This is a genomic window from Xenorhabdus griffiniae (assembly GCF_015163655.1).
GTDB classification, from domain to species: Bacteria; Pseudomonadota; Gammaproteobacteria; order Enterobacterales; family Enterobacteriaceae; genus Xenorhabdus; species Xenorhabdus griffiniae.
In genome coordinates this window covers 81,441-95,205 of sequence record NZ_JADEUF010000002.1, presented here as the reverse complement: position 1 = coordinate 95,205, position 13,765 = coordinate 81,441, and the positions used below count along the sequence as shown (strand labels likewise).

Sequence of the window (13,765 nt, the reverse complement as noted above, 5' to 3'; positions counted from 1 at the left end):
CGATGAGGAACCCATACGGGCAGGGATAGGTCGAATTGTTTTGATTCTATTTTTGATGTATATTAGCATCAATATATGAATCAATGAGGTAATATTATGCGAACTACCGTTACGATTGATGATACATTATATGCTCAGGCGTTAGAAATGGCCGAGCCTGGCATGGATAAAGCCGATATTTTCCGGGAAGCTGTGAAAACGTTTGTTCGTGTGCAGGCGGCAAAAAGATTGGCTGCGCTCGGCGGTTCATCGCCTGAAATGCAGATGGTTCCCCGCCGCCATGAGGAGCCATCCTCATAATGACTGTTTTGGTTGATACGTCCGTTTGGGTTGACCACTTCAAAAACAGGAATGACGGATTGGTTCAGTTGCTGAACTGGGATCTGGTTCTAATTCACCCGATGATACTGGCTGAGATAGCCTGTGGAACCCCTCCAGCGCCAAGACAGCGAACGCTTGGTGATCTAGGTCTGTTACCACATAGTCATCACGCCAGTATTGCTGAAGTGATGGCATTCATTGAAAATAAAAAATTGTACGGGCTTGGATGTGGCTTTGTTGATATTACGTTGCTGGCATCGACCATGATAACACCAGGAGCGAAGCTCTGGACGCTAGATAAACGACTTGAGGGGCTGGCTAAACGTTTTAATGCGAATTATCAGCCGATTTCATTAGGGCGGGACACGCCTTCGGTGACGCCCTGAGAGTGTCCGGTCAAGCTGGTGGGAGTATTTATATAGGATTCATATGGTTTGAAACCACATGAATCCTAATTTTTTATAACAATGTTAATGGCAGTCTGATAAATATAAGATGTAAACTAATATACATGATTTACTCATTATTATACTTAAACATATATTCGGGTAGAAAAAACGTTTTGCTCTTATTATCTATATAATGGGATGCAAGGTGTATTTTATTTGGTATTCGTTCTTCTATCATTCCATTTAGGCTTTTAAAATAAAGTCCTGCAATTAGTTTTACATCTTTTTCTCCATTTATATAAGAGCAGACGAATGCTCAGGAAAGCCGTTAATAAATAAAAAATACGAATTCGCTGATAAAATTTTAACCGCCACATTGGGAAATAAAACCGTCCTTGGTACAAATCTATTCTATAAGTTTAACAGTGAAATAACAGCAAGCCCACTAATAGGAGTTAATCTTCGGTTCGATGTCGTTCAAATATTTGCCACTTACTATAAACTGAATGAAGTCGTTGCCATGATCCGTAAAGCGGGAGAAGAGCATGAAGAAGAAGTTAAAAAAGATAAAAATGGGGCATTTTATGGAGTGCAATGAGATTTAATCCTGAGTGGTGATCTTAAGGTAAAATTTGGTTAGGAATCAGATGATAAAGGAGGCTGGTCTTTCAAAAAAGAGGGTATATTAGAGGCAGGGTTTGGTATTACGGCTGAAACTAATATATGAAAGAATAAAAGGAGCTATAAGCTGATGTTAAATATTGCTCTTGAAGCGGTGAACACTATCAGAAAAAAAACTCAGGAGGCTTTTTATGGTGCGGGGCAGTTCGATTATAAATTCGACCGTTCTGTTGTTACCCAAACCGATTTAATGCTGGAAGCAGAAATTCGGGAACTATTTGAAAAACGCAGTCCGGGGGTGCCAGTTTGGGGAGAGGAATTTGGATTAAATGGGGCGGAAGAATTTGAATCGGGATGGATTATTGATCCTATTGATGGGACAAGGGCGTTTTTGTATGGCATCCCGTTGTTCAGTACCTTGATTGCCTTTGTTGAACAAGGCGAACCTGTAGTTGGGGTAATGAGTTTTCCGGCGATTTCAACTGTGGTTTATGCGGCAAAAGGTAAAGGTTGTTGGATGAGCGTCGAAGGTAAGCCACTACGCCAACTCAAAATTGCGGAAAATTCACCAGAAATGGTGAAACAGGCGGTGATCACTGCCTCAGGAATACACAGTACGAGTTATAATCTTGCCGATGGGACCGTCGCCTATAATTTGGACTCACTGGTAAAATCAGCGCGTGATTTTACATTTGTTAATGACGCTTACCAACATGCCATGGTTGCAGCCGGTCGCTTGCATTGTGCCATTGATACCTTAATGAAACCGTGGGATAGCGCTGCAATTCTGCCCTGTATTAAAGAAGCAGGTGGTGATTTTTGTACCCTGAATGGCAGTCGGGAAAAAGTGATATTTGGTGGTAGCCTGGTATCGGCATGTACGCCAAAATTGCTCGATAATGTCGTGCAGATAATGAATTCATCTATACCAATCCAACTGCAAATTCCAGCTTGCAAATCAATGTGATTATTTATATCTCCTCGCTAGGCGGGGAGATATAAGACGTATCTTGAAAGACGATTAGTATAGTTTAGATTAAACGATTTTGTATTTGATGATATCAGCTATTTCATGGATTGTTATTAAACAAAGCCACTGATTGTATGAACCATGTTTAACATGGATCTTCCTCTTCGGTATTAAAACCTTAAGGAAGATCCATATCAGACGAACGGGTTAAAATTATGTGCTGATTTCTAGCTCTTTTTCATGGTTGTCAACAGCAGATGGTGCCTGAACATCGGTGCGTAACATATTCTTAATCACCTTGGTTGCAATATTCGCTACCACGACGAGGGCATTAGGCACCCATAACCGCTTATGCGCAGGCGTTCCGACAAACCAAATGCTTTCCTTTTCCTTAAGGTCAGGGTGGATGGCGACCATTTCTGGCGAGATTGATATGGCGCGCTCTGAATGCTGGCCGTGAGTGTCAATCTCAAGTTTCCCATCCTCGTCAATGACAAAGTCAGGTTGGTGATAACCAACAGCAGCGACAACAGCATCAAATGGTTGATAATCCTGCCCTAAATTGACTAACCAGGTATTAGCCTCTCCTTCCTCTATAACAACATTTAAAATTTCTCCCTGCTGGATGATCAGAGAACCCTCATCCATATAGTGCAGAAGTTTGCGTGCATTGGGTAAAGCTATGGCAGTGATATATCGATGAAGCATTTTTTCGACGTTGGGATGAAATGAACCGTCGAAATAGGTTTTATCATTTAAATGCACTTCATTAATGACATCCATGAAATTGACTATCATGTCTTGCCATTGACTCTTTCCTTGCTCGGCAATAGCTATTTCTTCACGCAGACGTTCCCGATAACTATTGGCATTAGAAAACTGTTCTCGCCAGGGTATCTTGGTGTATTTGTTGAGTGCGCGGTAGAAATATTTTAGATATGCACGTTTCAATGAGTCAGGAAAAGGATGGTTCGATTGATTTCCCTTACGGGTCATTATCGACATTATGTTTTCATGCTCAAAGAAGGCTCCAGGACTTCGTATAAGCCGCGAACGCACAGCGGGAATATCTCCTGATGGCGATGTCATGGTGACGCGATGGCCTTCACGGCAGAGAAGAATAGCCGCATCGATGGCTGAAAGTTTACTGCCGATAACCAATACCCGCGATTGCGAGGGTATTCTGGCTAACATATCTTGCTCTGGATAGGGACAGTGAATAAAAGTTGGATGAGCCAAGTGGGGTTTCAACACTTCAGGGAGCCGAGAAGCGCCGAAGCCTGTACAAAAAATGACATCAGTCACTTCCAGCGATTGAGGTGCCAAGGTATCACCGTACCAGAGCGTATAACACCGATGTGAATTGATTTTTAACCCCTTAAATACATAGGGTATATGGAAAACATCGATTCCGATCTTGAGAGCGATAGTGTTAAATTCCAGAAACTTTTCATTCAGATAATTTCCTACCCATTGGCGCGGTACGAAAGATTCCGGTGTAACGGTATGCCCACGTTTATGCAAATAATCCAGAAAATCCAGAGGGTTATCTGCCACGACGGACATGGTATCAACTGAGGTATTGCAGAGGATATCACCATCCAGATTGAAAAAGGCCATACCGGGGCCAACAGCCCCAGGCTCAATAATATAAATGGTTTGTGCCACACGATGTTGCACTGCTGCGATGAATGTTGCCACGCCCGCAGCCCCGCCTCCGACAATCGCAAGACTTCTTTTTTGAAAAGACATCATCATTTCCTATATTTTAAATATATTGAAATTAAGGACGTTTTATTCGGCTGACTTAAGCAAAGGCTTTCATCCCGCAGTGGCTTCGACAATCGAAATATAACAACCTGTATCAATAACGCGATTGAGTTTCAAATCTGCGTTAGCCAGCAATTGTCGTAGCTCATCTTCTGTGCGTTCGCGTCCCCCTTCGTAGATCCCCATGCAGAGGAGATCCATTTCCTTACCTGAGTGCGAAACGTTGCCATTAGGGATGACCGGATCCATGATTAGCACTCGGCCGTCAGGGGACATCGCTTGTCGGCAGTTACGTAGGATGCGTATACATTGCTCATCAGGCCAGTCGTGCATAATGTACTTGAGCAGATAGATATCGCCCTGTGGACATGACTCGAAAAAGTCGCCAGAAGTAATCTCCCAACGTGTATCGTCACCTAACGCGTCAAGTTGGTGTCTGGCCAGTACGTGTGGTTGGTCGAAAAGGATCCCTCGCAGAGTGGTATTAGCCTGTAATACGCTTAATAACAGGCCACCAAATCCACCAGCGATATCGACAACGGTCGCGTTCTTCGGAAAGTCATAACTGTTCACGAGAAACAGATTTTCCACTTTAGACATTGAAGACATACCGGCGTGAAAATCATCGGCCGGTGTGTCCTTCTGCGCCCAATAATCAAAGAAAGGAAGTCCGTAGAGGTGTTTGAAGGCGGGATTGCCGCGGACACTTTCGACAATCTCACCAAGAGGTTGCCAAAATGTCCTGTCAGTCAGCATCAATACTGCAGCTCGGAGGGAGTGGTGTGTGTCTTTGCGCAGGAACTCTGCGGCTGGTGTGAGTGAAAACCGATTTTCTTCGGTTTCACGAAAGATATTCCGTGTGGCGAGCAACCGCAGAACTCGGTGTAGTTGTTGCTCCTGGGCGCCGACAGTTTTGGCAAGTTCATTCACTGTTTTTGGCCCATTGCTCAAATGATCGGCTACACCTAGAACTGCGGCAGCACGAAGCGCCGCTTGATAAGAATACCCCATTGTTTGATTAAGTAAATGTAACGCTGCTGATGTGTAGTTAGAAATTGCTGTGTTATTATTTAAAATGTTCATATGATTCTCATTTATTATGTAATTATTAAAATAAAAATTAAAGAAATATAAGTTTACTTATTATTTCAAGCATATTATTAACCAGAGAATTGTTCATTTTTCAATCACAAAAAAGCTTATACGAAAGGATATTGTTATAATGATTTTTATTAATAAGAATAATGAGTAAGGTTGTTTTTACGAGGAGGTTATGTTGTGTTTATAATGAGAGTTTTTGAGGAATATATACGCATCAAACTTCAAATTGCCGATTGAAAATCAATGTGATTGTTTATATCTCCCCGCGTAGCGGGGGAGATATAAGATGTATATTGAAAGGCGATTGGTATAGTTATTAAATAATACAATAGAAAAATACATCAGGGTATAATAACTTCCCTAAAATAGAAGGGGATTATTTTTTTATAATTGACAAACAAAAGCTGCATCAATGCAATTTCTTTGGAAATCATCCCAAAAACCTGGGGGATAACTTTCAATGTCACTTTCCAATAGCATGGGTTTATGCCACTCGAATTTTAATCCCGCCTTAGTGATGGCGTTTTTATATTGGTCATGGCTCCAACGATGCATAGTAAAAGGGCTGGGTGGGGTAGTAAGAAATTCAGCCCTCACAAGCGTTGTATCTTTCACAGGCTCTTCACTTAAAACCTTTATGCAATAATTTTCATAGTTCCCTTTTTCTAAACGATAATTGGGGTCAAATGTATAAGCAATGAGTTTACCGGAAGGTTTAAGATGATCCGCAATGACACGAAACATACTTTCAAGTTGTTCAAGTGATTCCGCATGGCAAAATAACCAGGCGGCAATGATCAGGTCAAATTTGCCAAATGACTCCATTTTGCTGACATCCCTGATATGATATTCTATATCATCGCCATGTTGTTGCGATTTGTTTTTAGCAATTTCTATCATCTTATCTGATATATCAACACCAATCACTTTTGAGGCACCACGGTTTCTGAATTCCCGACTAAATAAGCCATATCCACATCCTAAATCCAACACCGATTTTCCTTTTACATCCCCTGCCAGATTGAGGAGGGTACGAGCTACTATTTTTATTTGAGGGCTAGAGTCTGAAAAATCTTCGTAGAGATGAGCAATAGGATTATATAAGATGTTATCTTTCATAATGATGTCCTTAATTAAAATTAAGATATTTTATTTTTTTGTAGAATACATTATTTAATATTGGTGTAATAATGGCTGACTGTTTTCTTTGTTGTATATTAAGGCGCCAGTAATGAATTAGATATAATTATTTTTATATTGACTCTTTTTTTTATCAACCCATCAGAATATGGGTTGATATTCGTCATTATTTTGTACCTAAAAAGCGATGAATTGCCCGGAGTACAGCTTCAGGCTTTTCTGCATGTACCCAATGCCCACAACCGGCCACAACCCATGCGGTTGCTTGTGGGAATTGGCTGATAATCTCTTCTCGGTATTCTTCATTAATATAATCTGAATTTCCACCACGGATAAATAGGGCGGGATTATGCCATGCAGGAATAGTTTCCCAACCGATAATCTTTTCATACTCTTTTTGCAAAACGGGAAGATTGAATTTCCATTCCCCTTGATGGAATGATTTCAGTAAAAATGGAATAACACCTTCTTCCTGAATATCCTGACGCATAATATCTGCCGCTGCTTGTCGGGTTTGTACACCGGCGGCTACGACTTTGTTCAGTGCGGTGAAAATGCTGTCATGACGGCGAACCGGATAAGCGACAGGAGCCATATCAATCACCACGATTTTTTCAATCCGCTCTGGCGCAATAGCCGTCATGCTCATGGCGATTTTGCCACCCATGGAGTGCCCTATAATAATAGCCTTGGACACGGTTAGCTCATCAAGCAGTGCCAGGACATCCTGTGCCATATTGCGATAATCCATATTTTCCATACGTGGTGAAATACCGTGGTTACGTACATCAATTTGAATCACCGGATAATGTTGCTGTAGCTCCCGCCCCAATACGCCTAAATTGTTTAAATCGCCAAAAAGCCCATGAATCAAGACAATGGGCGTTGAAGATTGCAGGTTTTCTACAGTGTGAAGATGATAATTTAATTGACAATTTGTCTTCATGATTTGCCTGAATTTAATACCATTTATACGCATTAAACTTCAAGTTGCCATTTACAACACGCGATGAAACCTGATTTCTTCCCGTGAACTGAGGAGAAATCACACGCATCTTGAAGTTAGATTGGTATATACCATGTTTAATATTGAGATGCTTAATATCATGACACGTGAGCTTTGACAAACTCAATGGGATGAAATAGTTGTAACTAATTGATTTATTTTAAAGGAAAGTGACTTTCCTAAAGATTCTCTATTTTAAAAAGAATCACTTTAAGTTATTGAAAGTTTAATTGTTTTGTTTTGTGGCATTATATCTTATAATCCCAAGATAATTTTTTCATTAAGAACAGTACTGGATAGAAATGAAAACGATAGAAGTTGATGAAGAACTTTACCGCTTTATTGCAAGCCAAACTCTGCATATCGGTGAAAGTGCATCTGATATTTTACGGCGCATATTGAAGTTAGACGCCGGGCAGCCAGTACAAATTACAGAGCCTGCCAACGACCCTGCACCCGTTGTTAAAACTCCAGTTACTCATTCCCGTGATGCTGTTCGCGTTATTCGTGAATTATTGCTTTCGGATGAGTACGCTGAAAAGAAAAAATCAGTTGAACGCTTTATGTTGGTCCTGTCTACCCTGTATAGCTTGAACAGCGAGGGTTTTTCCAAAGCAACAGAAACGATGCATGGCCGTACTCGTACCTATTTCGCCGGTGATGAGCACACGTTATTGGCGAATGGTAAGCAAACGAAGCCACGCCATGTTCCTGGTACGCCTTTTTGGGTGATCACCAATACCAACACTGACCGTAAACGCAGCATGATCGAACATATCATGCAGGATATGAAGTTTTCGGCAAATTTGATTGAAAAAGTGTGTGGTACTATTTAATTCTACTACTAATACAATTGATTAGCTTATTAGTACCGCGCTGGTGATAATCCAGTGCGGTCTCCCAGGAGAAATAATAAAGTGGCCATTCATCCAAGAGCGGGGCAGCTCGCCCAGCAGCATGATTTAATCAATATTGCTCAACTCACTTCACAGTATTACACCTTACAACCCCATCCTGAAAATCCAGCCCATAAGGTTAAATTTGGTACTTCCGGTCATCGTGGTAGTTCTGGACGCAATAGCTTTAACGAAACACATATTCTGGCTATTTCTCAAGCTATTGTGGAAGTGCGTTCGCAACATGGGATTACTGGGCCATGTTATGTGGGTAAAGATACTCATGCGCTTTCAGAAGCGGCATTTATCTCCGTATTGGAAGTGTTAACGGCGAATGGAGTGGATGTCATTGTGCAGGAAAATAATGGGTTTACACCGACTCCTGCTATTTCTCATGCCATCTTATGTCATAACCGTCAGGGAAAAAGTTTAGCTGATGGTATCGTGATCACGCCATCCCATAACCCACCAGAAGACGGTGGTATCAAATATAATCCACCTAACGGCGGGCCAGCCGATACCGATTTGACGGCAATCATTGAACAGCGTGCGAATGAATTACTGGCTTCTGGTCTTAATGGGATCAAGCGCCTGCCTTATGAACAGGCATTAAAAAGTGAATATCTGCATTCCCAAGATTTGATCGATCCTTATGTCACTACACTGGGTGAAGTGGTGGATATGACAGCGATCCAGCAGGCAGGCTTAAAGATTGGCATTGATCCACTGGGTGGCTCAGGGATTGCCTATTGGCAGCGGATTGGGGAATATTACAATCTCGATCTGACACTGGTTAATGATAAAGTCGATCAGACATTTCGTTTTATGACACTGGATCATGACGGTGTGATCCGTATGGATTGTTCATCCCGTTGGGCAATGGCGGGGTTGCTGGAGCTGCGTGGTAAATTTGATTTAGCCTTTGCCAATGATCCTGACTATGACCGTCATGGGATTATTACGCCGGCGGGTTTGATGAATCCTAACCATTATCTGGCAACAGCTGTCGATTACCTATTCCGCCACCGCTCACAATGGCCGCAAAATATCGCGGTGGGTAAGACTCTGGTTTCCAGCGCCATGATTGATCGTGTTGTAACTGATCTGGGGCGTGAATTAGTGGAAGTTCCCGTCGGTTTTAAATGGTTTGTGGATGGACTCTATAAAGGCGAATTAGGTTTTGGTGGAGAAGAAAGTGCTGGGGCATCTTTCCTGCGCTTTGATGGCACGCCATGGTCAACCGATAAAGATGGTATTATTCTGTGCTTGTTGGCGGCTGAAATGACGGCAATTACCGGTGAGAACCCACAGCAACGCTACGACAAACTAGCTGCTAAATTTGGTACACCAAGTTATAGCCGTATTCAGGCTTCAGCGACTCATCAGCAAAAGGCATTATTGGCCAAACTATCACCGGAAATGGTTAAGGCCGATATATTGGCAGGTGATCCGATTACCGCCCGCCTGACCACCGCATCGGGGAATGGCGCCTCCATTGGTGGCTTGAAAGTGATGAGTGATAATGGTTGGTTTGCCGCCCGTCCTTCTGGTACGGAAGAAGCCTATAAAATCTATTGCGAAAGCTTCCTTGGTGCGGAGCATCGTGAAAAAATTGAACAAGAGGCTCAGGAAATCGTCAATCAGGTATTTGCTGCAGGTTAAAAATACAAGCCGTAGCGATTGCTGCGGCTTCTTTGTGTTTATCCTAAAGCAACCATCAAAGCGCCCAGGGTAATCAGCACGATACCACCACAAGTCACCAGAGAAATTTTCTCGCCAAATAGAATTACCGCCAGAATGACTGCAAATACCACGCTCAATTTATCGACAGGAGCAACCTGGGAAACGTTGCCATGTTTGATCGCCAGAAAATAGAATAGCCAGGAGAGTGCTCCGGCAATACCACTTAATAGGATAAACAGAAGTGCCTTGCGATTAGCGAGAATTTCGCTGATAAGATTCAATTTCCCCTGCACAATGACAACGCCTGTCAAAAACAGTGCCATAATAACAGCACGAATGGCAGTTGCCGTATTAGCATCTAAATTTTGCAACCCAATTTTTCCAAAGATAGCGACCAGCGCAGCCGTTAGTGCAGAGAGTAAGGCATAAATCAGCCATGTACTCATATTCAATTAACCTTGTGTTTGATATTAGCGTGTTGTATCAGAGGAATGCATCATAGGCTAATTTTGTTGTTCTGAATATGCATAATACCACTAAAATGCTAAAAATATTTATGCACTATACCAATCTCATTTCAAGATGCGTGTGATGTCTCCCCGCGAAGCGGGGAGACATCAGGTTTCATATCGTGTTGTAAATTGCAACTTGAAGTTTAATGCGTATATACCAATTGTCTTGCAATATGCGTCTTATTATCTTGAAGTTAGATTGATATATATTTTTCAAATTGCCACAACTTTTAATCATGTGAAAGTACAATTGATGAATATCACAGAAGGTAACTCATCCTTTATCCTACTCCTGATATTTATTAATAAAGGATGAGGTGAGTTTATCTAATACAATGTTTAATCATTATTTTCATTTTTATTAAAAATAGCGTTGATGTGAACTTTCTATTAAAAAGGTTTTGCTATGAAATCTGACTTTTGGAGAAAAGTTTATTTTATTGTATTCAGCAGTCTATTTGTTTTATTACTTGCAAGTTGCGCACAACAGCGTTGTATCCCAAATAAAAATCATTCGTTTAAAACCCAGGAGGAACTGATGGCACATAGTTTGAAGCAAATATCCGACAGTGAACAAATCTATCGTTGTCATTCTGAACCAGAAATTTCTCACGCCTCCGCACATTGGGTTGATCGACAAACATTATTATGGTCAGGTGGAGCAGGTCAGCCTATTGTTCGCCTATATTACAATCACAACAATAAGGTAGAAGCTAATGAGCAAGGTTATTTTAACGATAACTATCTGACATTAACCCCGACAAACTTAAGCCAGGAGACGGCAAGGAAGTTTCCCCATCTGGCAAAATGGGCGGCGTTCCGTCTACCAGAAGAAACGGATATTGATCTTCTTCTGACGGGTGATTTGGTGGCTTTGGCTGCTGATGAGCAAGGTTTGTTAATATCGGCAACTCAAGTACAAACGGCGGGTGTGTTGGATGATCGTTTTGCCGATGCCGCTGATAAGCTGGAATATGGGGCACGGATAGATGACAAAGGCGTTATTTTCCGCTTGTGGGCACCGACTGCCCAAGAGGTTGGCCTGATGATTTATAATCAAGATAAGCAGATTATTGCCAATCATACAATGCAGCGCGATGCTGCAAGTGGTTCCTGGTTCTGGCAAGGTAACAAGAAATTGATTGGTGCTTACTATCGTTATGCCTTAAAGGTCTACCACCCAGATTCCCGCAATGTGGAACGTTATGAAGTGACCGATCCCTATTCTTATAGCCTGTCTACGAATTCTGAATATAGCCAGGTTGTCAATTTGGATGATGCGTCACTGAAACCACAAAATTGGGATAACCTGTTGATGCCGCATCCGCAAAATACACCAACGGATATTGCCCGCATGACCATCTATGAAGCGCATATCCGAGATCTTTCCGTGGCAGACAGCACAATACCCGCAGATTGGCGTGGTAAATATCGGGCACTAACCGCCAAGAACAGCGATATGTTCAAACATCTTAAGGCGTTGAGTCAGGCGGGAATGACTCATATGGAGCTATTGCCTGTGTTTGATATTGCCTCCGTTAATGAATTTAGCCATCAGGTGGCTGATCTTGATCACTCTTTTAAACGTCTGTGTCAGGTCAATCCAATGGTGAAAAATAGCCGTTTTGCGGGTTATTGCGATAGCACATTGACTGTACGGGAGGTTTTGCAGCAATTGCGGCGCGATGACAATATCAATAACCCGCAGGTACAAGAATTAAATACGATGGTGGCAAAGACGGATTCCTATAACTGGGGCTACGATCCGTTTCACTATTCAGTACCGGAAGGCTCTTATGCCACTGATCCGGAAGGTTCCGGTCGTATAAAAGAGTTTCGCTCCATGATACAGGCTATCAAGCAGCAATTGGGTATGAATGTGATCATGGATGTTGTCTACAATCATACCGATGCGGCGGGCCCTGTGTCCCGAACGTCGGTATTGGATAAGATCGTGCCCTGGTATTACCACCGTTTAGATGAAATAACAGGCAATGTAGAAAATAATACCTGTTGTTCTGACACTGCGCCTGAACATCGTATGTTTGCCAAATTGATAGCAGACTCGCTGGTAACCTGGGTTAAAGATTATAAGATAGATGCATTTCGATTCGATTTAATGGGTTATCACCCCAAAGCGCAAATTATATCGGCACTGGAAAAAGTTCGGGCGATTAACCCATCGATCTACTTTTTCGGTGAGGGCTGGAATTCTGGGCAGGATGATCGGTTTGAAACCGCATCACAAGTTAATCTTAAGGGGAGTGGCATTGGAACTTTCTCTGACCGATTACGAGATGCGGTACGTGGAGGCGGGCCTTTTGATGTTGCCGATAGTATTCGCAGTAATCAGGGCGCAGGAAATGGTGCCGAAATATTACCGAACGAAATTTCTCGCTTAGATGCCGATAAGGTTCGTCATTTATGGGATCTGGTTCGTCTTGGTATGGCGGGTAATTTGGCAGATTTCATCATGATCGATAAAGATGGAAAGGTGAAAACCGGCAGGGAAATTGATTATAAGGGCACCGCTGCGGGTTATGCATTAGATCCCATTGAAGTAGTGAATTATGTATCTAAACACGATAATCAAACATTGTGGGATATTATTAGCTATAAAGCTGCCCAAGAAGCAGATTTGATGACGAGAGTTCGTATGCAGGCGATCTCCCTGGCAACAGTATTCCTTGGGCAAGGCCTGGCTTTTGATCAACAAGGGTCAGCGTTATTGCGTTCAAAATCATTTACCCGTGATTCTTATAATGCGGGTGATTGGTTTAATCGTGTTAGTTATGATTATAAAGACAATAATTATGACGTAGGGTTACCTGAACGCGGTAATGACGGCAAAAATTATCCACTGATTAATCGGGTCAAAAATCAGGTGGAAAAACCAGGCCAAAAGGAATTATTGCAGATGATGGCGTTTTATCAGGAACTACTGAGATTACGTCAATTTTCACCGTTGATGACACTTGGCGAAGGTGCGGCTGTCAGGGAGCGTGTTGATTTTATTAATGTTGGCCCTCACCAGCAACCTGGTTTACTCGTCATGACGATTGATGATGGCAATCTGACATCGGGTGATCGTGATTTGCGGTTTGATGGTTTGGTCGTCGTCATTAATGCTGCACCCTGGTCTGTGACTGTTAAAGATCTGAATGTCGTGGGGCTGAGATTAAATGATATTCAACGTGAATTAGGCGAAGCGTCTTTGGCTGCGGGAATACGAATCACAGAAAATGGTGAAGTAACCATGCCTGCATGGTCAGCAGCTGTGTTAGTTTTGCCACAAGAAGGAATTCGTGGTACAGGTTTGCCTGTTCGCAGGAAATAACGAAATTGAGAACTATTTG

At 42.2% G+C, this 13,765-nt stretch carries 12 protein-coding genes; 7 read left to right on the top strand and 5 right to left on the bottom strand.

Annotation, left to right across the window (positions count from 1 at the left end):
• The first annotated feature begins 96 nt into the window (after positions 1 to 96).
• From IQ211_RS01220 to IQ211_RS01205, 4 genes are all read left to right on the top strand, one after another.
• The gene (locus IQ211_RS01220; protein ID WP_189758094.1) at positions 97 to 300 is read left to right on the top strand and encodes a type II toxin-antitoxin system VapB family antitoxin; all 204 of its coding nucleotides are present in this window, start codon (positions 97 to 99) and stop codon (positions 298 to 300) included.
• The gene (locus IQ211_RS01215; RefSeq protein WP_189758095.1) at positions 300 to 707 is read left to right on the top strand and encodes a type II toxin-antitoxin system VapC family toxin; all 408 of its coding nucleotides are present in this window, start codon (positions 300 to 302) and stop codon (positions 705 to 707) included. The genes IQ211_RS01220 and IQ211_RS01215 overlap by 1 nt, the downstream gene beginning before the upstream one ends.
• A gap of 379 nt (positions 708 to 1,086) precedes the next feature.
• Positions 1,087 to 1,308, top strand: coding sequence for a hypothetical protein (locus tag IQ211_RS01210; RefSeq protein WP_189758096.1), 222 nt, complete (start codon positions 1,087 to 1,089; stop codon positions 1,306 to 1,308).
• A 153-nt stretch (positions 1,309 to 1,461) separates the two neighbouring features.
• Positions 1,462 to 2,298, top strand: a complete 837-nt coding sequence (locus IQ211_RS01205; RefSeq protein WP_189758097.1) for an inositol monophosphatase family protein — start codon at positions 1,462 to 1,464, stop codon at positions 2,296 to 2,298.
• Between the two features lie 216 nt (positions 2,299 to 2,514).
• Here IQ211_RS01205 and IQ211_RS01200 read toward each other — a convergent pair whose 3' ends face one another.
• The 4 genes from IQ211_RS01200 to ybfF form a co-directional block, all read right to left on the bottom strand.
• A complete protein-coding gene (locus IQ211_RS01200; RefSeq protein ID WP_189758098.1) occupies positions 2,515 to 4,053 on the bottom strand; it encodes an FAD/NAD(P)-binding protein in 1,539 nt (512 codons plus the stop codon).
• Between the two features lie 69 nt (positions 4,054 to 4,122).
• Positions 4,123 to 5,154, bottom strand: a complete 1,032-nt coding sequence (locus tag IQ211_RS01195; protein WP_420856228.1) for a methyltransferase — start codon at positions 5,152 to 5,154, stop codon at positions 4,123 to 4,125.
• A 402-nt stretch (positions 5,155 to 5,556) separates the two neighbouring features.
• Positions 5,557 to 6,291 carry a class I SAM-dependent DNA methyltransferase gene (locus IQ211_RS01190; RefSeq protein WP_189758099.1) on the bottom strand — a complete coding sequence of 245 codons (735 nt, stop codon included), beginning with the start codon at positions 6,289 to 6,291 and terminating at the stop codon, positions 5,557 to 5,559.
• Positions 6,292 to 6,478: 187 nt separating this feature from the next.
• Positions 6,479 to 7,258 (bottom strand): esterase, encoded by a 780-nt coding sequence (gene ybfF / locus IQ211_RS01185; protein ID WP_189758100.1) that lies wholly within the window; start codon positions 7,256 to 7,258, stop codon positions 6,479 to 6,481.
• A gap of 362 nt (positions 7,259 to 7,620) precedes the next feature.
• On the opposite strand from ybfF, the gene seqA reads away from it, so the two are divergent.
• Positions 7,621 to 8,154 carry a replication initiation negative regulator SeqA gene (gene seqA / locus IQ211_RS01180; RefSeq protein WP_189758101.1) on the top strand — a complete coding sequence of 178 codons (534 nt, stop codon included), beginning with the start codon at positions 7,621 to 7,623 and terminating at the stop codon, positions 8,152 to 8,154.
• A gap of 81 nt (positions 8,155 to 8,235) precedes the next feature.
• Complete coding sequence (gene pgm, locus IQ211_RS01175) at positions 8,236 to 9,876, top strand: phosphoglucomutase (alpha-D-glucose-1,6-bisphosphate-dependent) (RefSeq protein WP_189758102.1); 1,641 nt, start codon at positions 8,236 to 8,238, stop codon at positions 9,874 to 9,876.
• 38 nt (positions 9,877 to 9,914) lie between these two features.
• On the opposite strand, the gene IQ211_RS01170 is transcribed toward pgm, so the two are convergent.
• Positions 9,915 to 10,343, bottom strand: a complete 429-nt coding sequence (locus IQ211_RS01170) for an EamA family transporter (RefSeq protein WP_189758103.1) — start codon at positions 10,341 to 10,343, stop codon at positions 9,915 to 9,917.
• 604 nt (positions 10,344 to 10,947) lie between these two features.
• Here IQ211_RS01170 and pulA point away from each other — a divergent pair.
• Positions 10,948 to 13,746 carry a pullulanase-type alpha-1,6-glucosidase gene (gene pulA, locus IQ211_RS01165; protein WP_223281540.1) on the top strand — a complete coding sequence of 933 codons (2,799 nt, stop codon included), beginning with the start codon at positions 10,948 to 10,950 and terminating at the stop codon, positions 13,744 to 13,746.
• Positions 13,747 to 13,765: the final 19 nt, after the last annotated feature.